This is a genomic window from Rahnella inusitata (genome assembly GCF_018288855.1).
GTDB lineage: Bacteria > Pseudomonadota > Gammaproteobacteria > Enterobacterales > Enterobacteriaceae > Rahnella > Rahnella inusitata.
In genome coordinates this window covers 2,310,248-2,334,295 of the sequence record NZ_CP065024.1, presented here as the reverse complement: position 1 = coordinate 2,334,295, position 24,048 = coordinate 2,310,248, and the positions used below count along the sequence as shown (strand labels likewise).

The window sequence follows — 24,048 nt, the reverse complement described above, 5'->3', positions numbered from 1 at the left end:
CATCAGGTCAGTGACAGCAGATTATTGGCACGTTGTTCATTTTCATCGACGCTGTGGATGACTTTCATCTGCATCTCAAAGCGGCGGGCGTTAGCTATCATGTCAACCATGGTTTCGACCGGTTGCACGTTACTGCCTTCGAGCGTTCCGGGCATAACGTGAATGGTCGGATCGGCCTGAAGCGCATTACCACGGGTCTGTGCAGTTTCCGGCGTCAGGCGGAACATGCCGTCGTCGCCTCGCATCACTTCACTGCCGGTGGCTTTAACCAGTTTCAGTTTACCGAGCTGACCCATGGTGTTCGGGTCAGCGCCGGCTTCCAGCACAGCAATCGTGCCGTCCGCAGAGATGGTCAGCTGCGAATTTGGCGGCACTTCGATTGGCCCGTTGTCACCCATCACCGGATGACCTTGTACGGTCAGCTGGTTAGTGGGTGACACCTGCATGTCACCGTTACGGGTATACGCTTCAGAGCCATCAGGCATCTGCACCGCCAGGAAACCATCCTGCTGTAAGGCCACATCCAGCGGACGGCCCGTGTAGTTAAGCTTCCCCTGCGACATGTCTGCGCCCGGCGTAGACGCCGTGACCAGTGTGCGGGTATCCAGACTTTGGCCATCCACCGGCACCGCGCGCATGGCTAAAAGCTGTGCACGAAATCCCGGTGTGGAGGCGTTAGCCAGGTTACTTGACGTGACCGACTGCTGTACCAGCGTCTGGCTGGCGGCGCCCATCGCGGTGTAGATAGCGTGATCCATAGTGCTGCCCTATCGAGTTTTATCGCGCGTTAGCGCAGGTTAACCAGCGTGTTCAGGATGGAGTCCTGAGTTTTGATGGTTTGCGCATTCGACTGATAGTTACGCTGAGCAACGATCATATTGACCAGTTCAGCACTCAGATCGACGTTGGATGATTCCAGCGCGCCACTGGTGATGCTGGCGAAGCCACCTTCGCTGGCGATGCCGTTAACGGCCTGACCAGAAGAAGAGGTCGCAGTCCAGACGTTGTCACCTTCAGATTTCAGACCTTCCGGGTTAGAGAAGGAGCTCAGCACGATCTGGCCGAGCAGCTGGGTTTTCTGGTTGGAGTACGTGCCGGTGATGGTGCCGTCGTTATTGATGGTGTAGCCGGTCATCTGACCTGCTGCGTAACCATCCTGCGTCAGGGAACCGATGCTGTTGCTGCCGGTGCTCTGCTGAATACTGCCGGTGAAATCCAGTGCAACCGTTTGTGGAGAAACAGCGCCATTGGCGGTGTTGTTCATCGGCAACGTCAGGCTCAGGCCCGTCTGCGTAGTGCCGTCGGCGGCGTTTGTGCTGGTCAGCGCGCCGCTTGAGCTGAAGTTCAGCGTACCAATTTTACCGGCGGTAGAACCGGTCACGCTGCCATCCTGAGAGTAAACGTCCCAGCTGTTGGCGACCGTCGCAGACTTCACGAAGTACACGTTGTTATCGTGCGCGTTACCCAGTGAGTCATAGGTCGTGATGCTGTTGACGTAGTTGTAGCTGGTGTCATCGCTGCTGTTGAACGTGGCAGTTTTTGGTGCGGTGTCCGTAGAGTTCAGGTTCGCCACCATGGTGCCACCGACGGTGGATTTGGCGCTCATCATGGTCGTTGGCACGCTCAGTGCAACAGGCTGTGCGCCCGCAGCGATGGTCGGCGGTGTACCCGTGGCCGGGAAACCGGTCACGCTCAGACCCTGCATGTTTACCAGATTACGGTTCGCATCCAGAGACAGCTGGCCGTTTCGGGAGTAGTACACGGTGCCGCTGCTGTCGGCCAAACGGAAGAAACCGTTACCGCTCAGTGCAACGTCCAGACCACGGGATGTCGTGGTGGTGGTGCCGTCGTTAAAGTTTTGTGTGACTGCGGCGACTTTAACGCCCATCCCCGTTTGTGAACCGGCGAACATATCGGCAAAAGACGCGGTCGCGGTTTTGAAACCGACGGTCGCGGAGTTGGCGATGTTGTTACCAATCACGTCCAGGTTGGACGATGCTGCGCTCAGGCCGCTGACTGCTTGCGAAAAGCTCATGTTAGCTCCAGTTTACTGTGTAGTGTTTATGCATCTTTAGCTCCTCCCCTGCGAAGAGGCGTCTTTGGCTCCCTGCCCTGCGAAAGGGAGGGTTGGGGTGGGGTATTACTGGCCATTAAGACGCAGCCAGTTATCCCGCCTCCCCGCCTCCCCCTTCGCAGAGGGAGGAGCAAAACGATTACAAAATCTGTCTTACCTGATCGACTGTCGTCGTTCCGCGCACACCGAGATCCAGCGAGGTGCCGGTCGTGTTGTTGATCACGCCGTTTACCAGTGCATAGTTCAGCGGCGTTGCCACCATTTGCTGATTGTTATTCAACGCATTGATGCTGAAGGAATAGCTGCCGTTCGGGGCTTTGGTGCCATCGTCCTGCGTGCCATCCCAGGTATAGCTGTGGACACCGGCAGTCTGGGAACCCAGGCTGATAGTCTTCACGGCTTTGCCGGTGGAATCGGTGACGGTAGCCGTGACGTTGTCCGCGGCGCTTTCCAGCTCCAGACCAAATGGTGTGGTGCTGACGGTGCCGTCGGTATCGCTGCCGACCAAAATGGTGCTGCCGGAAACCATCACACCGTGGCCGATCAGGGAACTTGCCTGAACTGAGGAGCCACTGGTGATTTGTCCGGAGATGCTGCCCAGCGTTGTGTTGAGTTTTTCAATACCGCTCACGGTACTGATTTGCGCTAACTGGGTGGTCAGCTGGCTGTTATCCATCGGATTGGTGGGATCCTGGTTTTTCAGCTGCGCCACCAGCAAGGTCAGGAAACTGCTGGATAAGTCATCGGCCGAACTTCCGCTGGTCGTGGACGTCGCGCTGGCCGCCGCAATGGTGTTATCCGTGGTGTCGTTAATCGACGTGGTAATTGCCATGGTTCGCTCCGCTATTGACCCAGAGTGAGAGTTTTCATCATCAACGACTTGGTGGTGTTAAGCACCTCGACGTTGGCCTGATAACTGCGGGAAGCAGAGATGGTGTTCACCATTTCGCTGACCACATCTACGTTTGGCATCTGTACATAGCCTTTAGCATCCGCCATCGGATTACCCGGCTCATACACCATGCGCATCGGCGCCGGATCATCGACTATTTGCGCCACTTTCACGCCGCCGGTTTCCTGGCCAGGTGCGGCATTTACCTGAAACACCACCTGTTTGGCCCGGTAAGGCTGACCATCGGGACCGGTGACGCTGTCGGCGTTGGCCATGTTACTGGCGCTGACGTTCAGACGCTGAGACTGCGCAGCGAGCGCAGAACCGGCGATATCAAAAATACCCAACATCGACATATGAAATTATCCTTGCAACACGGACATCATCGATTTGACCTGTCCACCAAGGACGGTCAGATCAGTCTGATAGCGCACGCTGTTATCGGCAAAATTGGTACGTTCACGGTCCATATCGACTGTGTTACCGTCCGCCGAAGGTTGGTCCGGGATCCGGTACATCAAATCCATATCGGCTGCCTGAGCGTTCGATGCCGGAATGTGGCGGTCAGACGTCAGTGACAAAGACATACCGCTGCCACTGGCGCGGCCTTGCTCCATCACTTTCTGTAACTGACTGGCGAAATCAATATCGCGCGCCTGGTACCCTGGGGTATCGGCGTTGGCGATATTGGCTGAAAGTATTTCTTGCCGCTGGGCGCGCAGGTTGAGCGCTTCCTGTTGGAACTGTAGTGCGGCGTTCAATTTGTCGAGCATGCGCCCTCCGCAAAATGAGATTTTGGAGCCGACAGCATAATTGCGGGTGTCAATAACCTATCGTCTGAATAAGCGCAAAATCGGGCGCTATTTGTTCCTTTAGGAATTGAAAAGTGCGGGTAGACTTGTCGCCAGTAGACTTATGGCCCGCACACTGGCACAAGGATAAATCGCGAATGAGCAGACTGATGATGGGACGCTGCCGCTTCATACTGACCTGCATGCTTCTGGGTGCAACGGTCAGTGTGGGCAGTTATGCGCAAAATGCACCGGTGAAAACCATGCCCGCTCAGATCAATAGCGATACACTGCTCTCCAGCCAGTTACAGCAGTTCTTCCGTCAGCAATATGCCGATAGCGGCATGCAGGTTTCTGTGCAGGTCACCACGCCGGTGGCGCGCCAGCCACAGTGCCTCGCGCCGCAGTTTATGCTTTCGCCAAACGGCCGCACCTGGGGCAATGTGTCGGTGGCGGTGAACTGCAACGGGAAAAAAAGCTACGTGCAGACCAAAGTGCAGGTGAGCGGAACTTACTGGGTGGCGGCGAAAAATGTCCCTGCCGGTGCGCACCTTGCACAAGCAGATATGCAGCAGAAGACCGGAAGACTGGATCTGCTGCCGCAAAAAGCGATTTTAGACAGCCAACAGGCGCTTAACGGCGTGACCTTGCGCAACATCAACATCGGTCAGCCACTGACGCTCTCTATGCTGCGCCGTCCGTGGATGGTTCACGCCGGTCAGGAAGTGCAGGTGCAGGCGACGGGCAGCGGCTTCAACGTGTCCAGCGCAGGTAAGGCCATGAACAATGCAGCAGCAAATGAATCCGTCCGGATCAGGATGCCTTCAGGCGTGATAGTCAATGGTACGGTGGGTTCAGACGGGTCTGTCACGGTGGAAATTTAGTGATGAATCGTCACTTTTTCGGCAATAAAGGCTAAAGTTATTCCTCCACATGTCGATAACACACGTATCAGAGTCGTCACACGACGGCATTTTTAGGGTATTGACCCTAACTTATTGCCCTGAACAGTTCGTGTTGCACGGAGCAAACGCACCGGCAACGTGAAGTCTGACGGGCAATTACCGGAGAAAAAAATATGGCTATTGATCGTACTCAAGGCGTTTCGCCTCTCAGCCCGATCCAGCAACGCGATCCTTCTGAGACGTCTGTACAGAACGCGCGTAAAGAAGACACCGTTTCCAGCACCAAAACCAGCGGTACCGCAGTGACACTGAGCGAAGCCCAAACCTCGCTGACTCAGTCAAGTGCGCAGGATATTAATACAGCCCGTGTAGACGAGCTGAAGCAGGCGATCCGTGATGGCAAACTGACAATGGACACGGGCAAAATTGCCGATGCCCTGTTGCAAGACACACAGGATTATCTCAAAGATTTTTAAGTTGAAAGGTAATTAGGCACGATGAAGAACTTTATCAAGACCATGACTACCCTGGTTGAAACGTTGCAAGCGCTGGATCAAGTGATTAATCACGAACAAACGATACTGTGCTCAGGCCGCGTTAACGGAGCGGCCCTGCAACACATCACCGAGCAAAAAAGCTCCTTGCTGGCCACGGTAGACTATCTTGATAAACAACGTCGTCAGCACGACGAGCGCCTGAAACAAACCGCACCCTACTCGCGTCAGCCAGAAATCGCCGCGATGTGGAAGCAGGTGGTACAAATGACCACCAAACTGAGTCAGATCAACCGGCACAACGGATTACTGCTGGGGAAACAGATCGACTACAACACTGAGGCTCTCGCGATCCTCAACGCCAGCCAGTCGCAGAAATTCTATGGTGCGAACGGGCTGGAGACGGTGACGGGACAAATGGTCCGTAAGATCTCCGTCTGATCCCAGACTAAACGGGTCTGAGTGCCTGGTGCTCGGATCAAGAACGTTGTCTGCGACAAATTTATGGCGTGCTATACCCCCTCCCAACCTCCCCCTTCGCAGGGGGAGGAGCAAAGCAAACCTGCCACATGCTCAGTCTGCTCCGTTTCGTGCGAAGGCCAGGAATGGCTGGGTTATTAAGAGCAAATCAATATTTAGCAGACACCGCGATTAAGCGCTCTAGGCTCGCTTAAGCCGATAAAGGCAATGCTCCTCCAGCCAGCTCCCCTTCTCTACCGCCGGATGACTGAAGTTCTCATGCGGATTACTCACCATGCCCATCTTCTTCATCACCGCCTGTGAACGCAGATTTGGCAGTGCAGTGAATGCCACAATTTCGCTTAGCCCCAGCTGAGTAAACCCGGCATCCAGCGCGGCGCGGGCGGCTTCGCTGCAATAACCCTGACCCCACGAATCCGCCCGTAAGCGCCAGCCAATTTCGACGCAGGGGGTAAAAGGCAAATCGTAGCCCGGCGTATGCAACCCGACGAAACCGATGAACTCGCCGGTTTCACGCAGCTCAACCGCCCAAATGCCCCATCCGCGCTCTGCTATCAAATCCCGGCAGCGGGTCGCCATTTCATCGCTCTTCTCGCGGGTCAGCACGGATGGGAAAAATTCCATCACTTGTGGATCTGCATTCATTGCAGCAAAGGGGGCGAAATCATTGTCCTTCCATTGCCGGAGGATCAGTCGTGGCGTCTCGATATTGAGTGCAGGGGAAGCGACAGGAACGGTAAATGCATCCATCAATGACTCCTTTACAGGGCTATATTCCAAACAGATAAGTATTCGTTTTAGCACATCAAACATTGAAATATAAATGGATTCCGATTAAAGCTATTCATATCAATGATAAATTAGCCGGAAGCCATCACTATGATTTTTCACCGCTATCACGGGCTGGGTAACGATTACCTGGTCTGCCATCACAGCGTCGCGAGTCAGCTGACCAACAAACAAATCCGACGTATTTGCGATCGCCACTATGGCATCGGTTCCGACGGTTTGCTGATCGATTTCGATGACGCTGACATACCGACATTACGCATCATTAATCCAGACGGTTCTGAAGCCGAGAAAAGCGGCAACGGCTTACGCATCTACGCCCGTTATCTGTTTGATATTGGCCGCGTCGAACATCAGCCATTTTTGGTTAATACGTCAGGCGGTCAGGTCAGATGCGAAGTGACCGAAGGCGCGCATCAGGTGATCGTCGATATGGGGCAGGCAAAGTTTTCGCCGTCGGCGTTACCGGCAAGCGTAGAGGGTGATGAAGCGCTCGCGCTGCCGCTGGTGGTGGGTGGCCACACGCTTAGCGCTACGCTGGTCTCGATGGGTAATCCCCATTGCGTGATAAAGGTGGAAAAGCTGGATTTACATCTCGTGAAGCAACTCGGGGCAGAAATAGAAACGCTCTCGATTTTTCCCAAACGCATCAACGTACAATTCGTCCAGGTGCTGGATCGCCGCAATATCAGTATCGGCATCTGGGAGCGCGGTGCGGGATATACACTGGCATCCGGCAGCAGCAGTTGTGCGGCGGCCAGCGCGATGCACAAACTCGGGCACGTCGATGACAACGTCACGGTGCATATGCCGGGCGGACAGCTGGCGATCCGCTTCAGCGGTGATTTTCAGGTGAATATGCGCGGGCCGGTGCAAAAAATCGCGACCCTCACACTCGATGACGACTGCTTCTGGGATATGCCCGGCTGACTGATTTGCTGTAATTTACGCCCTCTGTAATTTCCCTTCTCTCCTAATATTTTCTCCGACGGCAGCCGGTCTGCCGTACTTTCAGAAAAACCAATATAAACAAAACTCATACCTGCATAATGATTTTATGGCAGACATCGCCGTTTGCAGCCCCTAAGTTGGTAATCTGGAAGTGCAGCAGTGACAAGTCAACTCATTGTTTAATAAATAAAATAATTTTAATAAAACCCCTCTACGGGTCTGCGGTGTGCCCCGCCTGCCGGTGGAATTATTCTCAAAGTTTTAATCCGATCACATATTAATAAAAAAAACAGAGAGCGTACCCTATGAGCAACAACACCATCGTGGATGTTAAAACGTGGATAGACGAACGCCCGATATCGAAATATCAATGGGTGGTTCTGTCGCTATGTTTCATCATCATTATGTTCGACGGCTATGATGCCGCGGTGATGGGATTTATCGCCCCGGCGCTGATTGAAGACTGGGGCATCAGCCGTGCGGAAATGGGACCGATCCTCGGTGCCGCCATGTTTGGGGTAGCGATTGGTGCGCTGATCGCCGGGCCGAACGCGGACCGTTTCGGGCGCAAACGCGTGCTGATGTGGTCGATTTTGTGTTTCGCCCTCTTCAGCCTGCTGAGCACCTTTGCCCGTACGCCGGTAGAAATGGCCGTGCTACGTTTTCTTACCGGCCTGGGATTAGGCGCGGTGATGCCCAATACCGTGACGCTGGTTTCCGAATATATGCCTGAGCGCCGCCGCAGCCTGATGATCACCGTCATGTACAGCGGCTTTAACGTCGGCTCCGGTGCAGGCGGATTTATTGCCGCCGGGCTGTTGCCGGACTACGGCTGGAAAGCGGTAATTTTCGCTGGCGGAATTTTGCCGTTGCTGATGCTGCCTTTGCTGATGTGGATCCTGCCCGAATCGGCCATGTACATGGTGGTACGCAACGTCGCCAAAGAAAAGATTGCCAAAGTTCTGACCCGCGCCGGTGGAATGTTCAGTGCCGACACCAAATTCGTCCTCAAAGCACCGGTTATTCAGAAAAAAGCCAAAGTCTTCCAGCTGTTCACCAATGGCTACGCCAAAGGAACCCTCGTGCTGTGGGTGACCTATTTCATGGGGCTGTTCGTGATTTACCTGCTCAACGGCTGGCTGCCGACCATTATGCGTAACGGCGGATTTTCTCTGGAGCGCGCAGCGATTGTCGCCGGTTTATTCCAGCTCGGTGGTACCTTCGGCGGCCTGATGGTCGGCGGCCTGATGGATAAATTCACTGCAAAACGCGTCATTGCCGGTTTCTACATGATGGGCATGGTGAGTCTGCTGTCGCAGGGCATAGGTAACTTCGGCCCGGACGTTCTCGCCCTGCTGGTCTTCATCAGCGGCGTGTGCATTAACGGCGCACAGACCGGCCTGCAGGCCTTTTCCCCGGCTTTCTATCCGACCGAGATGCGCGCCACCGGCGTCTGCTGGATGCACGGCATTGGCCGCAGCGGCGCGATCATCAGCTCATCGATGGGTGGCATTCTGCTGGGCGTCTTCTCCGGCGAAAACATGATCTTCATTATTTTGGCGCTGCCTGCGTTGCTGGCTGGCCTGAGCATTCTTTTACACCGTGCGGCGCACCCGGCCGAGATGATCAAAGGCGTTGATATTACTGACATCCCGGAGTTGTCGCGCACCATGAATGTCCGCTAATCTCTGAGTTAGCCTACTAATAATTAGACCGAAACATAACTCACGCGGCTTATGCGCCGCGCTTACCCTACATCAGTATTAAGGATTGAAGATGGCTAAAATCATAGGCGGTTTAGCAGTTTCACATACCCCGACCATCGGTTTCGCCGTGGATCATAACAAGCAAGAAGAGAGTGCCTGGGCACCGATTTTTGAGGGTTTTGCCCCGATGCAGGCATGGCTGGAGGAGAAGAAACCCGACGTATTGGTCTACATTTTTAACGACCACGTCACCTCTTTCTTTTTCGATCACTATTCGGCGTTCACGTTAGGCATCGACGATCATTATGAGGTTGCCGATGAAGGCGGCGGTCCGCGTGATTTGCCGCCGGTAAAAGGCCACGCGGCGCTGTCGCAGCACATCGGTGCCAGCCTGATGGCAGACGAATTCGACATGTCGTTCTTCCAGGATAAACCGCTGGATCACGGCCTGTTCTCGCCGCTTTCCGCCCTGTTGCCTCACGATGGCGGCTGGCCGACGCAAATCGTCCCGCTGCAAATCGGCGTGTTGCAGTTCCCAATTCCGACCGCCCGCCGCTGCTATAAACTCGGTCAGGCACTGCGACGTGCCATTGAAAGTTTCCCGGAAGATCTGAACGTGGCGATTGTCGCCACCGGCGGTGTTTCTCATCAGGTTCACGGCGAGCGCTGCGGGTTTAACAACCCGGACTGGGACGAGCAGTTTGTCGATATGATTGTCAACGATCCGCAGCGTCTGACCGAAATGACGCTGGCGGAATTCGCCACGCTCGGCGGGATGGAGGGCGCGGAAGTGATCATGTGGCTGGTGATGCGCGGTGCGTTGTCGGCCAACGTGAAGAAAACCCATCAGGCCTATTACCTGCCGTCAATGACCGGCATCGCGACGCTTATCCTCGAAAATCAGTCCCGTGAAGCGCCGTTTGACGTGCAGCAGCGCCAGCGGGACAAAATCGCGCAGCAGCTGGCGGGCGTCGAAAAACTGCCCGGCACCTACCCGTTCACGCAGGCGCGCAGCCTGAAAGCCCTGCGCATCAACCGGTTCCTGCACCGGCTGATCCAGCCTGCGTGGCGCGAACGTTTCCTTACCGATCAGAACGCCATGTTTGCCGAAAGCAAACTCACCGACGCCGAGCAAAAACTCCTGCGCGAGCTGGACTGGCGCGGCATGATCCATTACGGCGTCAGTTTCTTCCTGCTGGAAAAACTTGGCGCGGTGGTCGGCGTTTCCAACTTACATATCTACTCCGCAATGCGCGGCGAAACGCTGGAAGAATTCCAGAAGACCCGCAATCAGCAAGTTCTCTATTCCGTGGCAGGTAAAGCAAAAGCATGACGATATTCGAGCAACCCAAGATAGACACTCACCATCATGTGTTTGATCCGGCGCGCTTCCCGTACCTTCCGGACACGCCGTACCGTCCGGAAGAGCACGAGATTGGCACCGCCGATTATTATCGCGCGGTGATGCAGGCGTATAACATCCGTCATTCACTGATTGTCGGTCCGACGTCCGGTTATAACACTGACAGCGCCTGCCTGCTGGATGCGCTGGAAGAAGGTAACGGGCGTTTTAAAGGCGTCGCGGTGGTGCCTTTTGATATCACGCAGGACAGGCTCGCGCACCTGAAAAAGGCCGGTGTGGTGGGGATTGCGATGAACGTCGCGATGCTCGGCACGGCGCCGTTTTTACACCTCGACCGGCTGATGGGCGACCTCGCTGAACTCGATCTTTTCGCCGCGATTCAGGTGCAGGACGACCAGCTGCTGGCGCTGTTACCGCTGATTAACCGCACGCGAACGCGGTTGTTGATTGACCACTCAGGCCGTCCGGAGGTGTCGAAAGGTCTGCAACAGCCCGCGTTTCAGGCGCTGCTCGGACTCGCCGGACAGCAACGCACCTGGGTAAAACTCTCGGGCTTGTCGAAGTTCAGCCACCAGCCGTTTCCTTATCAGGACGGCCACGCGTATCAGCACGCGCTGCTCGACGCCTTTGGGGCTGAGCATTGCATGTGGGGATCCGACTGGCCGTTTCTGCGTGCCGGACACCGGATGGATCTCGGGACATTACTGATGCTGGTGGAACAGCTGTTCCCCGATGAAAAGACCCGACACCAGATCCTGTGGCAAACGCCGAAAGACCTGTTTGACTTTAAAGATTACGCATAACCAAAAGGGATGATGATGAGCTATAAAATTGCCGTCTTTAACGGCCCGAACCTGAACCTGCTCGGCACCCGAGAGCCAGAAACGTACGGTCACGACACGCTGGCGACTATCGAAAAACGTTGCCACCAGACCGGTGAAAGCTGCGGCGCAACTATCGAATTTTTCCAGACCAATCATGAAGGGGAGCTCATCGACCGTATTCAGGCCTGCCGTGGCAAAGCGGATGCGATTGTCCTCAACGCCGCCGCATGGACACACACCTCCGTCGCCATCCGCGATGCGGTGACCGCCGTCAACCTGCCGTTGTATGAAGTACACATCACCAACGTGCATAAGCGCGATGCGTTCCGCCACCACTCGTTTCTTTCCGACGTTTCCGTCGGCGTGATTTGCGGGTTCGGCATTCAGGGGTATGAATACGCCATCAGGCAGGCGGTGGTGAATTTGAAGAAGTGATGTAGCCGCACACCTTGCGGATCTCCGCCACCAGCGCCCCGGCGGCGGGTGACAGCAAACTCCCTGCACGGAATGTCAGGCCGATGGCGCGGTGCGTATCGGCCAGATCCAGCGGCAGTTTTACCAGTTCACCGGATTCCAGTTCGTGCTCAAACTGGCGGGCAGAGACTGCCGCCAGCATGTCGGATCCGAGCAGTAATCCGCGCACAATCCCCAGATCCCCGCTTTCCACCACCGGATCCGGCGGCGGAATATCCATCGCGACAAAACTGTTATCCAGCAACCGTCTTGCCGGAGTTTCCGCACGTGGCAGCACCCAGCGCGCCTCGCGTAAATCCTCGTGTGCCACCTCTCCTGCCAGCAACGGATGCCCTTTTCTGGCTAAAATCACCATGCTTTCGGTGAACAACGTTTCGGTCACCATATCCGCCGCATAATCGCTTGAGCGCAACGCGCCGAAGATAAAATCCACTTCGCCGGAGCGCAGTTCGGAGGCCAGCGTGCTGAACGCGCTTTCGTTAGTCACCACTTTCACGCCGCCGTAGCGCTGCGTCAGGCCGATAATCGCCTGCGGCAATAATCGCGTGCGCCCGAGCGGCAGCGCACCCACCTGCACGGTGCCTTCCAGCACCCCACGACGGGCAGCAATGTCCGCCGGAATATGGCGTAACTCGTTCAGCGCACGGCGCAGATTGGGCACAATGTCCTGTCCCGCCAATGACGGCATCATGCCGTGCGGCGTGCGTTCGAGCAGTGCCACGCCCGCCCCGTTCTCCAGCACTTTCAGCGCCGCGCTGACCGCAGGCTGGCTGAGCCCAAGCAGCGTCGCGACGGTCTGCATATGGCGTGTTTTGCACAGGGAAATAAAAATTTGCAGGCGGCGAACGTTGAACAGATATAACGGCTCGGTTTCGCTGCGCGTCTGCCCCGTTTTGCCGTGGAGTTTCGCCAGCTGCGCAGGGATCAGATGCAGCTCAGCGATCGCCCGCCGCGCGCGGGGTAATACGCATTTGCCGAAATCGGTCAGCAGCATGCCGTTGGCGTGGCGTTCAAACAGCGGCACATCCAGCGCCTGCTCCAGGTCGCGGATCGCCCTGGTCACCGCCGACTGTGTGCGGTACAGCTCATCGGCCGCACGCGATACGCTACCCTGATCGACCACCTGACAAAAAGCCCGTATTTGCATCAGGTTACTCAACATCTCAGCTTGCGCCATCCCCTTCTCCCGTCAGGTTTTTTTTCGTGACATACCTCTGCAATATAAATAAAACGCATACCCCCTGCAATTAAATGAATTACCCGCCAGATACGCAGACTGACAGCATGGACGAATGCAGAACCTCTTCCGGGATCAGAACAAAAACGAAGGAAACGCCTCATGACTCAGTTCAAGCAAGATGATGTAAAAAACGCCAAAAGTGCTTTAGTGGTCAGCGCCCACTCCGCCGATTTCGTCTGGCGTGCAGGCGGTGCCATCGCCAAACATACGCAGGCCGGTTACGCCGTTCACATCGTTTGTCTGTCTTTTGGTGAACGCGGTGAATCTGCCAAGCTGTGGCGTAAAGGCAATATGAGCGAAGAGATTGTGAAGGCGTCGCGGCGTGAAGAAGCGATGGCGGCGGCGGACATCCTCGGCGCGACCGTCGAATTTTTTGATATGGGCGATTATCCCTTGCGCGGTGACAAAGAATCGCTGTTCCGCCTGGCCGACGTTTACCGCCGCGTGCAGCCACATTTCGTGCTGACGCACTCGCTGAAAGACCCGTACAACTACGATCACTCCATGGCCACCCATCTGGCGCAGGAAGCGCGGATTATCGCGCAGGCTGAGGGTTATAAGCCGGGCGAAACCATCGTCGGCGCGCCGCCGGTCTACTGTTTCGAGCCGCATCAGCCGGAACAGTGTGAATGGAAGCCTGACGTTCTGCTCGATATCACCGACGTCTGGTACAAAAAATATCAGGCCATTCAGTGCATGGCCGGACAGGAACATTTGTGGGAATACTACACCCGCGTCGCTCAGCAGCGCGGCGTACAGGCCAAACGTAACGTCGGCATCACCAGCACCAAAAACATCGTGTACGGCGAAGGCTATCAAAGCATCTTCCCGCGCGTGACGGAGGATTTGGCATGAGTCTGATCGGTAAAAAAGGCGTGGTGGTGCGCAATATTCCACGGGCGAACAAAGCGGACGTGAACGCGCTGGCCGCGTTCGGCGTGGCCACGGTTCACGAAGCGCAGGGTCGCAAGGGTCTGCTCGACCCGGCCATCCGCCCGATTCAGCAAGACTGCGCGATTTCCGGCAGCGCCGTCACGGTTCTGACCGCGCCGGGTGATAACTGGATGTTTCATGTGGCGGTAGAACAGTGTCAGCCGGGCGATATTCTGGTGGTCGCCCCGACGTCTCCCTGTTCCGACGGTTTCTTCGGCGATTTGCTGGCAACGTCGCTGAAAGCGCGCGGCGTGGTCGGGCTGGTCGCCGATCTGGGCGTGCGTGACACCAAAACCTTGCGTGAGATGGGCTTTCGCGTCTGGTCACGCGCGGTTTACGCGCAGGGGACGGTGAAGGAAACCCTCGGTTCGGTGAATGTGCCGGTGGTTTGTGCCGGTCAGCTGGTGTATCCGGGGGATGCAATTGTGGCTGACGACGACGGTGTGGCGGTCATTCGTCGTGAAGAGGTCGCGCAGGTTCTCCACGCCAGCCGCGAACGCGAAGCGCTGGAAGAGAGCAAACGTGCGCGCATGGCGGACGGCGAACTTGGGCTGGATATCTACAGCATGCGTCCGCGTCTGGACGAAAAAGGGCTGACCTATTTCGATTCCACCGAAGACCTGGAACAGGCCGAAAAACGCTGAGGAGCCGTCATGCCACAGACCCGAATTCCCTGCATGCTGATGCGCGGTGGCACCTCTAAAGGCGCATTCTTTCTGGCTGAGCATTTGCCACGGAGCGAAAAATTGCGCGACCGCGTGCTGCTGGCGGTGATGGGTTCGCCCGATCCGCGCCAGATAGATGGCCTCGGCGGCGCGGATCCCCTGACCAGCAAAGTGGCGATAGTGCGCCCGTCGGCGAGGCCAGATGCCGATGTTGATTACCTGTTTGCACAGGTGAATGTCGACAAAGCGGTGGTGGATTATGGCCAAAACTGCGGCAATATTCTGGCCGCGGTAGGCCCTTTCGCCATCGAACGTCAACTGATATCCGCCCGCGAAGGCATTACGCCGGTGCGGATTTATATGGAAAACACCGGCCAGATTGCCACCGCCAGTGTGCCGGTGGAAGACGGACAGGTACGCTATCAGGGTGATTTGCGTATTGACGGCGTGCCCGGCACAGCGGCAAAAATCAGCATTGAGTTCGCGGATATTGCCGGTTCCAGCTGCGGCGCACTGTTGCCGACTGGTCATGCGCGCGATACCTTCGACGGCATTGAGGTCACCTGCATTGACAACGGCATGCCGGTGGTTCTGCTGCGCGCCGCCGATCTCGGCCGCAGCGGCTATGAAACTCGCGAACAGCTCGATGCCGATGATGAACTCAAACAACGGCTGGAATCCATCCGCTTGCAGGCCGGTGTGAAAATGAATCTCGGCGACGTCGCTCAGCGCACCGTGCCGAAAATGACGCTGATCGCCGAACCGCGCGACGGCGGCACGCTCGCCAGCCGGACGTTTATTCCCCATCGCTGTCACGCGTCGATCGGCGTACTCGGCGCGGTCAGCGTCGCCAGCGCCTGCCTGATCCAAGGCTCCGTCACTGAAGGGCTGGCGCGCACGCCTTCCGGCGACTCGCCACTTGTCAGCGTGGAACACCCGACCGGCGAATTCAGCGTCGAATTACAACTCGATCCGACCGGCACCGGCGCTGAACGCCTGACCGGCTGCGCGTTGTTACGCACCGCCCGGCTGATCTTTGAAGGCCGCATCGCCATTGCGGCCAGCGTCTGGGACGGTCGTCAGGAGAATGAGGATGAATAATGTCACCCGTATCGCCTTAATCGGCTTCGGCGAAGTCGGCACTATTTTGGCCACCGATTTAAAAAAGCAGGATCCGTCACTGGATATCGTGGCGTTCGATAAACAAACCGGTGCCGGGTTTCTCTGTGAACGCGCTCATCTGGCGGGGATCCGTCTGGAAAGAACCTTGCAAGCTGCTGTTAAAGGCAGCCAGATTATTTTCTCTGCCGTCACCGCCGCCGAATCCCTCAACGTCGCCCGCGACGTCGCACAGCATATTTCGGCGAATCAAACCTTCCTTGATTTAAATTCGGTTTCGCCAAACACCAAACGCAGCGCGATGGAGGCCATCGAACAGGCGAGCGGCGCCTACATTGACGTCGCCGTGATGGCGCCCTACCCGCCGGCACGCCTGAAAACCCCGCTGCTGCTTGGCGGTACGCACGCCCACGCGGTCAGCCAATGGCTCAACGGACAAGGTTTTAGCAGTCAGGTACACAGCAACGTGGTCGGCGAAGCCTCGGCAATCAAGATGTGTCGCAGCGTGATGATCAAAGGACTGGAAGCCCTGACCGCCGAATGCCTTACCGCCGCCCGACAATACGGTGTCGAACAGGAAGTCGTCGCTTCGCTGCACGCCAGTTTTCCGTCACTGGGCTGGGACGGTGCATTCCCGCATTATCTCATCAGCCGGATAGCGGAACACGGCAAACGCCGCGCGGAGGAGATGCGGGAAGTGGTGAAAACATTGGAAGATGTCGGCGTCGCCGGAGACATGAGCCGCGGGACAGTGCTGAGCCAGCAAGGGCTGGTGGATGCGCTGGCCGTGAAAGGGATCCGGTATGGAGATCTGCAGCCGTTTGACTGGACGCAGATGGTGGATTTATTGCATCGTCGGTGAGTGCTCGGGGTGGGGTATTGAACTCAAATAAAAAAGTTGAAGTGTGTTTCAACAAATTTATTGCCCGTTATACCCCTTCCGGCCTCCCCCTTCGCAGGGGGAGGAGCAAAGCAAATCTGCACAAACTAACCATTTATGCCCGCTCAGCGACATGTACGCGATGACACCTCGCGACGCCCCCTCCCGCCGCGCGGGCCAGATCCTGCGGCATCTGACATCCGTCTCCCGCCAGCGGGCATCGCTCCCGAAAATAACAGCCTTTCGGCAGGTTCCGGTTACTGGGTAACTCGCCTTTTTTATCGACAATCCCGTCATCCAGCGCACGCCCGGCGCGGGGGACGGAATCGAGCAGCAGGCGGGTGTACGGATGTTGGGGATCGGTCAGTACTTTTTCAGCCGCGCCGAGTTCAACGATTTGGCCTAGATACATCACTGCCACGCGATCGCTCATGTGACGGACCACCGAGACGTTATGCGAAATCAGCACAAACGTCAGATTGCGCTGGCGTTGCAGTTCGACCAGCAGATTGAGGATTTGCGCCTGTACGGAAATATCCAGGGCGGAGGTCGGTTCATCGAGCACGATGATATCCGGCTCGGAAGAAAGTGCGCGGGCGATGGAAATGCGCTGACGCTGGCCACCGGAAAATTCGTGCGGCAGGCGGTCGAGATACTCTGCGCGGATGCCGACCTGCCCGGCCAGCGTGGCAGCTAACTCGCGGCGCTCACGGCTGCTGTTGTGTTTTTGCACGAACACCGGCTCAGTGATAATCCGCCAGATCGGCAGACGCGGGTCGAGCGAGGACTGCGGATCCTGAAACACCATCTGCATGCCGGAACCAAACCAGGAGTTATCGTGACGGGCGCGGTGAATCTCACCGCTGCTGGGCTTTTGCAGGCCCATCAGCAACTGCGCCAGCGTACTTTTTCCACAGCCGGATTCGCCGACGATCCCCAGGGTTTCGCCGCGAATGATGTTGAGATCTAAACCGTTCAGCGCATGGACGTAGCCGGTGGGTTTGCCTCGCCAGTTGACGGTCGCGGGGAAACGCACGCGTACATCCTGAAGTTCCACTAAGTGTTCAGCAATCATCAGGATAGCTCCTCAATAGGGGGTAAAGGTGACGGGCTGGCAATACGTTGCGGATGCCAGCAGGCGACAGATTGCTGCGGAAATGCCTTTTGCGCAGCGAGTTCTGGCGTGACGAAACAACGGTCGTCGGCGTGCTGACAGCGCCCGCGAAAGGCGCAGCCCTGCGGCAGTTTAGCCAGATTCGGCACCGTGCCGGGAATCGCTTTAAGCAGACTGCGCGGCGTACCGTTTTCCGGCGCGGCCTGCAATAATCCGATGGAATACGGGTGCGACGGCGAGTCGATCACCTCCGCCGTATTGCCGCTTTCAATTACATGCCCGGCGTACATCACATAAACCCGGTCGCACAGCTGTGAAACCACCGCCATATCGTGCGTGATAAACAACACCGCAGTGCCGCTGGCCCTGGCTTTACGCTGCAACAGCCGTAAGACCTGACGCTGCACCGTGACGTCCAGTGCAGTGGTCGGTTCGTCGGCGATGATCAGTTCCGGTTCGCAGGAAAATGCCATTGCGATCAACACGCGCTGACGCATTCCGCCGGAAAGCTCGAACGGATAGCGCGACATCACCTGTTCCGCGTCGGCAATCTGCATGTCGTCGAGCAGTCCGATAGCCTTTTTCCACGCCTGGGCCCGGCTGACTTTCTGATGCAGGCAGATAACTTCGCACATCTGTCGGCCAATTTTACGCGTCGGGTTCAGCGCGTTCATCGGCTCCTGAAAAATCATCGCCACCCGCGCGCCGCGCAGTGTACGCATTTCCTCTTCGCTGGCGTGTACCACGTCGGTGCCAAGCATGCGAAGTGTGCCGCCGGTGACGGTAAAACCGTCCGGTGGCAGCAGGCGCATCGCCATCATTGCGGTGACCGATTTACCGGAGCCGGACTCCCCTACCACGCCGACGATTTCTCCGGCGTGGACCGCCAGCGAGACCTGATTCAACGCTTTCACTTCGCCGCCGTATACGGGAAACACCAGTTGCAGCTTGTCGATTTCCAGCACCGGTGCGGTGGGTTGTTCTGTCATCTCAGCGCCCTCTGCTTTTGGGATCCAGCAGGTCGCGCAGACCGTCGCCGAACAGGTTGAAACCGGTGGCCGTTATCAGAATGGCCACACCGGGAAACGCCGAATACCACCACTGATCGAGAATATAGTTGCGGCCATTGGAGACCATCGCGCCCCACTCGGCGGTCGGTTGCTGCGCGCCGAGGCCGATAAAGCCCAGCGTGGCAGCCATCAGAATCGACGTACCGATATCAAGCGACGCTTGCACCACCAGCGGCGGCATCACGTTACGCAAGACGTGCCAGGTGATGAGATGCCAGCGCGACGCGCCAAAGGTGCGCGTCGCCTGCATGTACGCCTGATGGCGCAACATCAGCGTTTGCCCGCGGGCCAGCCGGACGTAAAACGGAATGCGCACCACGGCAATGGCCAGCATCGCGTTGAACAGACTCGGGCCGAGCGCGGCGGCCAGCGCCATGGTCAGCACCAGCGACGGCACCGACAGCATGATGTCCATACAGCGCATGATCAGCGCATCGACAAGGCCGCCCACCACGCCGGAGAAGCAGCCGAGCAGTGAACCGATGCTGCCCGCGATGATGACCACCGCCAGCCCGGCGGCGACCGATTGCTGGCTGCCTGTCAGCACCCGGCTAAATAAATCACGCCCGACTTCATCGGTGCCAAACCAGTGCCCGGCAGAAGGTGCCTGCAGGCGATCGGTCAGGCTGATGGCATTGGGATCGTACGGCACCAGCCACGGCGAGAAAATCATGATAAACAGCACAATGAGCATGATTGCCAGACCCAGCATGGTCAGCGGGCTGCGGCTCAGCAGATGAAATGTTCGCCGCCAGCTGGCGAAGCGTGGCCTGACGTCTGGTGCCACGATATCGGCACGGTGATTGTTCACACCCGGTTCAATAACAGACATCGGTCACCCCTCCCGGCCAATGCGTGGATCGATCCACACATACAGTAAATCCACACACAAATTGACGATGACGTAAGCAAACGACACCACCACCGCAAACCCCATCACCGCCGGGAAATCCAGCGCCTGAATCGAGTTGACCACGTACGCCCCCATCCCTGGCCAGGCGAACACGGTTTCGGTCAGCACCGCGCCGTACAGTAAATCCCCCATCGCCAGACCGAGCACGGTCACCGACGGGATCAGCGCATTGGGCAACGCATGGCTGAGGATCACCCGCCAGCGCGATAAACCGTTGGCACGCGCGGTGCGGATATAATCTTCGTTAAGCTGTTCGAGCATCGCCGAACGGATCTGCCGCGCCACAATCCCCATATGCACGAACGCCAGCGTCAGCGCAGGCATCGCCAGATGTTGCAGGCTGTTCCAGAAAGTCTCCCAGTTGCCGGTCAGTAAGGAATCAAGAACGTAAAAACCGGTGATATTGGCAGGCGGGTCCAGCCAGTCATCCAGCCTTCCGCCGCCCGGCAGCAGATTCAGATGGCCGTAAAACAGGATAATGACGCCCAACCCCAGCCAGAACGCCGGAGTGGAAATCCCCAGCACGGAAAGTAAACGCACCAGATGATCGGGGAATTTATTCTGATAAACCGCTGACAGCACGCCGAGCGGAATACCCAGCACAATCGCCAGAAACAGCGCGGTAAACGCCAGTTCTAAGGTGGCCGGGAAGAAGGCTTTCAGGTCTTCCAGCACCGGACGACCGGTGCGAATTGACGTCCCAAGATCCCCATGCAGCAAATCGCTGACGTAACGGAAAAACTGCACATACAACGGCTGATCCAAACCCAGTTGCTGACGGATATGCGCGACCATTTCATTGCTGGCACGATCGCCTGCCAGCAGACGCGCCGGGTCGCCGGGGATCATATGCGAGATGATAAAAGTAATAACGCATACCCCTATCATCACCAAAACCAGCCCCCAGCATCGCTGGCGGATTAGTGTCCAAAAAGTCATTTCGCCTCCCAAACCCTCCATACTTCGCGTTGCAGATGCGGTGGCGACGCGACGTATGTTGGGTTTATGCGGAATCAATACGGGGATTTACTTTTTGCTCATCTGGCCGACGTTGAACACCTGCTCCAGCATCGGATTGAACACAAAACCTTTGACGTCTTTGTTCATCGCGACCTGATAGTTTTTCTGGAACAGATACACGTAAGCCGCTTCATCAATGACAATTTTCTGCGCCTGCTGGTAATAATCCGTACGCTGTTTCTGGTCGGTGACAGACACCGCTTTTTTCAGCAACGCATCGACGTCAGGATTGGAATAGAAGGAACGGTTGCCCGGCAGCCCTTTTTTGTCAGACTCGAACCAGTAGTTCATAAACATGTACGGGTCGGCGAAATCCGGGCTCCAGTTGCCGATAGAAATGTCGTAATCACCCTGCCCGATACGGTCGCGCATGGTGGCGTTGGCCAGTTTTTCCAGCTTAACGCTGATCCCGGCCTGACCGAGGCTCGCCTGCACCGCCAGCGCGATAGATTCCCAGTTCGGATCGTTATCCGAATAGAGGAAATCCAGCGTCTGCGGTTTGTCTTTCACTTTGGTGAAATCGGCTTTGGCTTGCGTCATGTCGAAGGTGTACTGCTTCGCCGTCGGGTCGAAACCCCACATGCCCTCCGGGATCGGCCCGCGCATCTGTTTAGCGTTCCCGCCCATGATGCCTTTTACCATGCCCTGATAATCCACGGCTGAGGAAATCGCACGGCGTAAATCCACCTGATTAAGCGGCGTTTTGGCGTTATTGAGATACAGATAGGTCACACGTAATGACGGGAATTCTTCGACGGCGACTTTGTCTTCTTTCTTCAGCGCCGCCAGCTGATCCATCGGCAGAGAATCGGCAATATCCAGATCGCCGCGCGACAGTTGCAGGCGGCGGGTGGCACTCTCGCCGATAATTTTTACCGTCACGCGTTTAAAGGCCGGTTTAGCGCCGCTGTAATGCGGGTTTGGCACCAGCACCAGTTGCTGCCCTTTCTGCCAGCGGTCCAGCTTGTAAGGACCGGAACCGGCTGTATGACCGGCCAGCCAGGCTTTTCCTTCATCAGCAGGATTGGCTTTGGCGATGGCCGGATTGACGATGCCCGCGCCGTCATTCGCCAGCGTGTAGAGGAAGGGGGCAAACGGTGATTTCAGCGTAAAGGTGACGGTCATCGGATCAACTACCGTGACGGTCATATCTTTCGGAAAGGCTTCCGACGGGCCCTGACCGATTTTCATCAGGCGCTCGAACGACCATTTCACCGCATCGGCATTCACGTCGGTGCCGTCATCAAATTTTGCGCCGGGCTTGAGTTTGAACGTCCAGATCAGCTGATCGGGTGAAGCAGTCCAGCTGGCGGCCAGATCCCCTTCCACCTGCGTCGATCCTTTGCCCCCCTGCGTTTTATACTGGACGAGCCGCTGATAGGCCGGGTAAGTGACCGTCCAGTCGTTATTGTCGATTGTCACCGCCGGGTCCAGCGTTTGCGGGTCCGCGGCCTTACCGATCACCAGCATGTCTTTCGGCACCGCCGACTGCGCTGAGAGGCTTACTCCTGATACCGCGAGTAAAATGGCACCGGCGATCCGCGTTTTTGTGGACATGCGCAATGAACTGATTGCTGTGTTATTCATCGTTGAACTCCTGGCTTGAGGAAAAAGAGAGACGAGGATCAGGCGGCGTTAATTGGCGGATAGCAGCCAAACCGCTCTTCCAACAACGGATACGTTTTGGCATCCGGTAATTCAAAGTGCCACCACTCGCTGGTGATACCCTTGTAGCCACCCGCAGCCATCACGGCATTGAGCAACAGTCGGTTGCGCTGAATGTGCGGCGGTAAATCCGGATAAAACGGGTGCGAGACTTCGGTCATTTCGTCAAAGCCCGCGCCCATATCCAGCACCTCACCACGCTCATCGAGCAGGGTAAGATCCACCGCCACACCGCGGCTGTGGTGGGATCCGAGCTTGATATCCACCACATAATCGGGGTTGGGAAACGCAGCCCACAAACAGGCCTGCGCCGCCTGCGGACGATAAGCGTCGTAGATTTTCAGCCGCAATCCCGCCAGCTTTGCCACGGTGTCGCAGCGAACCAGCGCGGCAGCGGCGTCCGGATGCAACAGGCAGCGCGACTCACGATAAATCGGCTGACCGGTCAGGTTATCTGCGGTGGCATATTTCAGGTCGATCACCGCATCGGGCAGCGCCTGCGCCAGATCGATCAGGGGTACGTCAGGTGTTTTGGTATTCATCAATAAACTCTGTCCGCTGTTTTTAGAAAATTACGATTCAAACTGGCCGAGCTGTTTCTGCAAAATCCGGTTATTTGCCAGCCGCTCTTCGACGTCGTTTCCGCGCAGTTCCAGCACCGAGGAACACAACAGGTTGAAAAGGCAACTGAGCGGCGCCATCGAATCCCAGAACTGACCGGTGTCCGTTTTAACCTGCAATAAATCCACCGGATAATCGCGCGCCCAGGGGCAATAAATGTCGGTGATCAGCGCCACGTTCAGCCCGCGCTCGCATGCCGCTTCACAATAGGTTTGCGCCAGTTTCGAATACGCACGGGTGTCGGTGACCACCAGATATGGACGGGCGAATTCAGAATTCAGGGATTCGACATAGGTGCCGGAAAGGCCGTCGGCGAAATACACTTTCGGGCGCAGATATTCGAGATAGCTCGAGAAATTATTGGCGATCCCCCGCACCGACTGGATGCCGAGAATAAACACCGCCTCGGCCTCGGCCAGACGGCGGCTTACCTGCGCAAAACTCCCGGTCTGCGCCAGCTGATAGACGTGATGGATGGCGTCGAGTTCGAGCGTCAGTGACTGTTCAAGTTTTTCCTGGCGCGGTTGTTTGCTGCGTTCGCGGTACGCCCCCAGACGGTCAGTGACCACCCACGGCTGGTAGGGAGTACCACTTTGCTGACGCAGTGTTTGCTTAAAGTCATCCAGATTGCGATACCCGAGGCTGCGCAAATAACGTCCCACCGAAATCCCGCTGGTCGCCGCGCTTCGCGCGATGCTGTCTGCAGTCTCAAACGGAATTTGTGCAAGATTCGCCAGCAAATAACTGGCAATGCGTTTCCCCGTTGGCGTCTGCCCGGCAAACGAGGCTTCGATTTGTTCAATCACATCCTGCGCTGGCTGCATCGGTTAATCTCATGTTGCTTTATTGTCATAAAGCTAGTGGTTGTTAGTGAGATAACAATGCACGGGGTGTGCCAATTGCGAAAAATGATTGAAATTTGTGCAGTAGCTCTGAATTCGCTGCCCTCTCAGGGCTTAAAGTTGGCAAAAAACGTGCTCAGGATTGGGGATCAGCAACAGTGCTCGCAACTGATGCACAACAAACAGGCAGCTTATGAGTGCTTTTAGTGCAACATTGGCTGTC

At 56.7% G+C, this 24,048-nt stretch carries 26 protein-coding genes; 12 read left to right on the top strand and 14 right to left on the bottom strand.

Going from position 1 to position 24,048, the window contains the following annotated elements; all coding sequences use genetic code 11:
• Nucleotides 1–2: 2 nt before the first annotated feature.
• The 5 genes from I2123_RS10995 to flgB form a co-directional block, all read right to left on the bottom strand.
• On the bottom strand, nt 3–758 hold the full coding sequence (locus I2123_RS10995; protein ID WP_112168151.1) for a flagellar basal body rod protein FlgF: 756 nt from the start codon (nt 756–758) through the stop codon (nt 3–5).
• Between the two features lie 29 nt (nt 759–787).
• Nucleotides 788–2,035 carry a flagellar hook protein FlgE gene (flgE, locus tag I2123_RS10990; protein ID WP_112168152.1) on the bottom strand — a complete coding sequence of 416 codons (1,248 nt, stop codon included), beginning with the start codon at nt 2,033–2,035 and terminating at the stop codon, nt 788–790.
• A 178-nt stretch (nt 2,036–2,213) separates the two neighbouring features.
• Complete coding sequence (gene flgD / locus I2123_RS10985; RefSeq protein ID WP_112168153.1) at nt 2,214–2,906, bottom strand: flagellar hook assembly protein FlgD; 693 nt, start codon at nt 2,904–2,906, stop codon at nt 2,214–2,216.
• 11 nt (nt 2,907–2,917) lie between these two features.
• Nucleotides 2,918–3,322 carry a flagellar basal body rod protein FlgC gene (gene flgC, locus I2123_RS10980; protein WP_112168154.1) on the bottom strand — a complete coding sequence of 135 codons (405 nt, stop codon included), beginning with the start codon at nt 3,320–3,322 and terminating at the stop codon, nt 2,918–2,920.
• Between the two features lie 6 nt (nt 3,323–3,328).
• Nucleotides 3,329–3,739, bottom strand: coding sequence for a flagellar basal body rod protein FlgB (gene flgB / locus I2123_RS10975; protein WP_112168155.1), 411 nt, complete (start codon nt 3,737–3,739; stop codon nt 3,329–3,331).
• A 176-nt stretch (nt 3,740–3,915) separates the two neighbouring features.
• Between flgB and flgA the strand changes: the two genes are divergently transcribed.
• The 3 genes from flgA (at nt 3,916) to I2123_RS10960 (ending at nt 5,597) form a co-directional block, all read left to right on the top strand.
• Nucleotides 3,916–4,641: a flagellar basal body P-ring formation chaperone FlgA gene (gene flgA, locus I2123_RS10970; RefSeq protein ID WP_213052436.1), complete on the top strand. Its 726-nt coding sequence runs from the start codon at nt 3,916–3,918 to the stop codon at nt 4,639–4,641.
• Between the two features lie 194 nt (nt 4,642–4,835).
• Nucleotides 4,836–5,138, top strand: a complete 303-nt coding sequence (flgM, locus tag I2123_RS10965; protein WP_112168157.1) for a flagellar biosynthesis anti-sigma factor FlgM — start codon at nt 4,836–4,838, stop codon at nt 5,136–5,138.
• 21 nt (nt 5,139–5,159) lie between these two features.
• A complete protein-coding gene (locus I2123_RS10960; protein WP_112168158.1) occupies nt 5,160–5,597 on the top strand; it encodes a flagella synthesis protein FlgN in 438 nt (145 codons plus the stop codon).
• Between the two features lie 219 nt (nt 5,598–5,816).
• Here I2123_RS10960 and I2123_RS10955 read toward each other — a convergent pair whose 3' ends face one another.
• The gene (locus I2123_RS10955) at nt 5,817–6,386 is read right to left on the bottom strand and encodes a GNAT family N-acetyltransferase (RefSeq protein ID WP_112168559.1); all 570 of its coding nucleotides are present in this window, start codon (nt 6,384–6,386) and stop codon (nt 5,817–5,819) included.
• A gap of 129 nt (nt 6,387–6,515) precedes the next feature.
• Between I2123_RS10955 and dapF the strand changes: the two genes are divergently transcribed.
• From dapF to aroQ, 5 genes are all read left to right on the top strand, one after another.
• A complete protein-coding gene (gene dapF / locus I2123_RS10950) occupies nt 6,516–7,355 on the top strand; it encodes a diaminopimelate epimerase (RefSeq protein ID WP_213052435.1) in 840 nt (279 codons plus the stop codon).
• A 326-nt stretch (nt 7,356–7,681) separates the two neighbouring features.
• Nucleotides 7,682–9,061, top strand: a complete 1,380-nt coding sequence (locus tag I2123_RS10945; protein ID WP_112168557.1) for an MFS transporter — start codon at nt 7,682–7,684, stop codon at nt 9,059–9,061.
• Between the two features lie 91 nt (nt 9,062–9,152).
• Nucleotides 9,153–10,415 carry a gallate dioxygenase gene (locus I2123_RS10940; protein ID WP_213052434.1) on the top strand — a complete coding sequence of 421 codons (1,263 nt, stop codon included), beginning with the start codon at nt 9,153–9,155 and terminating at the stop codon, nt 10,413–10,415.
• Nucleotides 10,412–11,248: an amidohydrolase family protein gene (locus I2123_RS10935; protein WP_213052433.1), complete on the top strand. Its 837-nt coding sequence runs from the start codon at nt 10,412–10,414 to the stop codon at nt 11,246–11,248. The genes I2123_RS10940 and I2123_RS10935 overlap by 4 nt, the downstream gene beginning before the upstream one ends.
• A gap of 15 nt (nt 11,249–11,263) precedes the next feature.
• Nucleotides 11,264–11,704 carry a type II 3-dehydroquinate dehydratase gene (gene aroQ / locus I2123_RS10930; protein WP_112168554.1) on the top strand — a complete coding sequence of 147 codons (441 nt, stop codon included), beginning with the start codon at nt 11,264–11,266 and terminating at the stop codon, nt 11,702–11,704.
• On the opposite strand, the gene I2123_RS10925 is transcribed toward aroQ, so the two are convergent.
• Entirely contained in the window at nt 11,673–12,920 is a 1,248-nt protein-coding gene (locus I2123_RS10925) for a LysR family transcriptional regulator (protein ID WP_213052432.1), read from the bottom strand. The genes aroQ and I2123_RS10925 overlap by 32 nt on opposite strands.
• A gap of 162 nt (nt 12,921–13,082) precedes the next feature.
• Here I2123_RS10925 and galB point away from each other — a divergent pair, with 162 nt between their 5' ends.
• From galB to I2123_RS10905, 4 genes are read left to right on the top strand one after another with little or no spacing between them, the layout of a single operon-like run.
• Complete coding sequence (gene galB, locus I2123_RS10920; protein WP_213052431.1) at nt 13,083–13,838, top strand: 4-oxalmesaconate hydratase; 756 nt, start codon at nt 13,083–13,085, stop codon at nt 13,836–13,838.
• Nucleotides 13,835–14,560, top strand: coding sequence for a 4-carboxy-4-hydroxy-2-oxoadipate aldolase/oxaloacetate decarboxylase (locus I2123_RS10915; RefSeq protein WP_213052430.1), 726 nt, complete (start codon nt 13,835–13,837; stop codon nt 14,558–14,560). The genes galB and I2123_RS10915 overlap by 4 nt, the downstream gene beginning before the upstream one ends.
• A gap of 9 nt (nt 14,561–14,569) precedes the next feature.
• Nucleotides 14,570–15,682, top strand: coding sequence for a 4-oxalomesaconate tautomerase (locus I2123_RS10910; protein WP_112168550.1), 1,113 nt, complete (start codon nt 14,570–14,572; stop codon nt 15,680–15,682).
• A complete protein-coding gene (locus I2123_RS10905; RefSeq protein WP_213052429.1) occupies nt 15,675–16,562 on the top strand; it encodes an NAD(P)-dependent oxidoreductase in 888 nt (295 codons plus the stop codon). Before I2123_RS10910 ends, I2123_RS10905 begins: the two co-directional genes overlap by 8 nt.
• A 133-nt stretch (nt 16,563–16,695) precedes the next feature.
• Here I2123_RS10905 and I2123_RS10900 read toward each other — a convergent pair whose 3' ends face one another.
• The 7 genes from I2123_RS10900 to I2123_RS10870 form a co-directional block, all read right to left on the bottom strand.
• Nucleotides 16,696–17,655 (bottom strand): oligopeptide/dipeptide ABC transporter ATP-binding protein, encoded by a 960-nt coding sequence (locus I2123_RS10900; protein WP_213052428.1) that lies wholly within the window; start codon nt 17,653–17,655, stop codon nt 16,696–16,698.
• A complete protein-coding gene (locus I2123_RS10895) occupies nt 17,655–18,683 on the bottom strand; it encodes an ABC transporter ATP-binding protein (RefSeq protein WP_112168547.1) in 1,029 nt (342 codons plus the stop codon). The genes I2123_RS10900 and I2123_RS10895 overlap by 1 nt, the downstream gene beginning before the upstream one ends.
• Nucleotide 18,684: 1 nt before the next feature.
• A complete protein-coding gene (gene ddpC, locus I2123_RS10890; protein ID WP_112168546.1) occupies nt 18,685–19,596 on the bottom strand; it encodes a D,D-dipeptide ABC transporter permease in 912 nt (303 codons plus the stop codon).
• 3 nt (nt 19,597–19,599) lie between these two features.
• Nucleotides 19,600–20,616: an ABC transporter permease gene (locus I2123_RS10885; RefSeq protein ID WP_213052427.1), complete on the bottom strand. Its 1,017-nt coding sequence runs from the start codon at nt 20,614–20,616 to the stop codon at nt 19,600–19,602.
• 87 nt (nt 20,617–20,703) lie between these two features.
• On the bottom strand, nt 20,704–22,284 hold the full coding sequence (locus I2123_RS10880; RefSeq protein ID WP_213052426.1) for an ABC transporter substrate-binding protein: 1,581 nt from the start codon (nt 22,282–22,284) through the stop codon (nt 20,704–20,706).
• Between the two features lie 38 nt (nt 22,285–22,322).
• The gene (gene ddpX / locus I2123_RS10875) at nt 22,323–22,904 is read right to left on the bottom strand and encodes a D-alanyl-D-alanine dipeptidase (protein WP_213052425.1); all 582 of its coding nucleotides are present in this window, start codon (nt 22,902–22,904) and stop codon (nt 22,323–22,325) included.
• A gap of 30 nt (nt 22,905–22,934) precedes the next feature.
• Nucleotides 22,935–23,807: a MurR/RpiR family transcriptional regulator gene (locus I2123_RS10870; RefSeq protein ID WP_213052424.1), complete on the bottom strand. Its 873-nt coding sequence runs from the start codon at nt 23,805–23,807 to the stop codon at nt 22,935–22,937.
• Nucleotides 23,808–24,048: the final 241 nt, after the last annotated feature.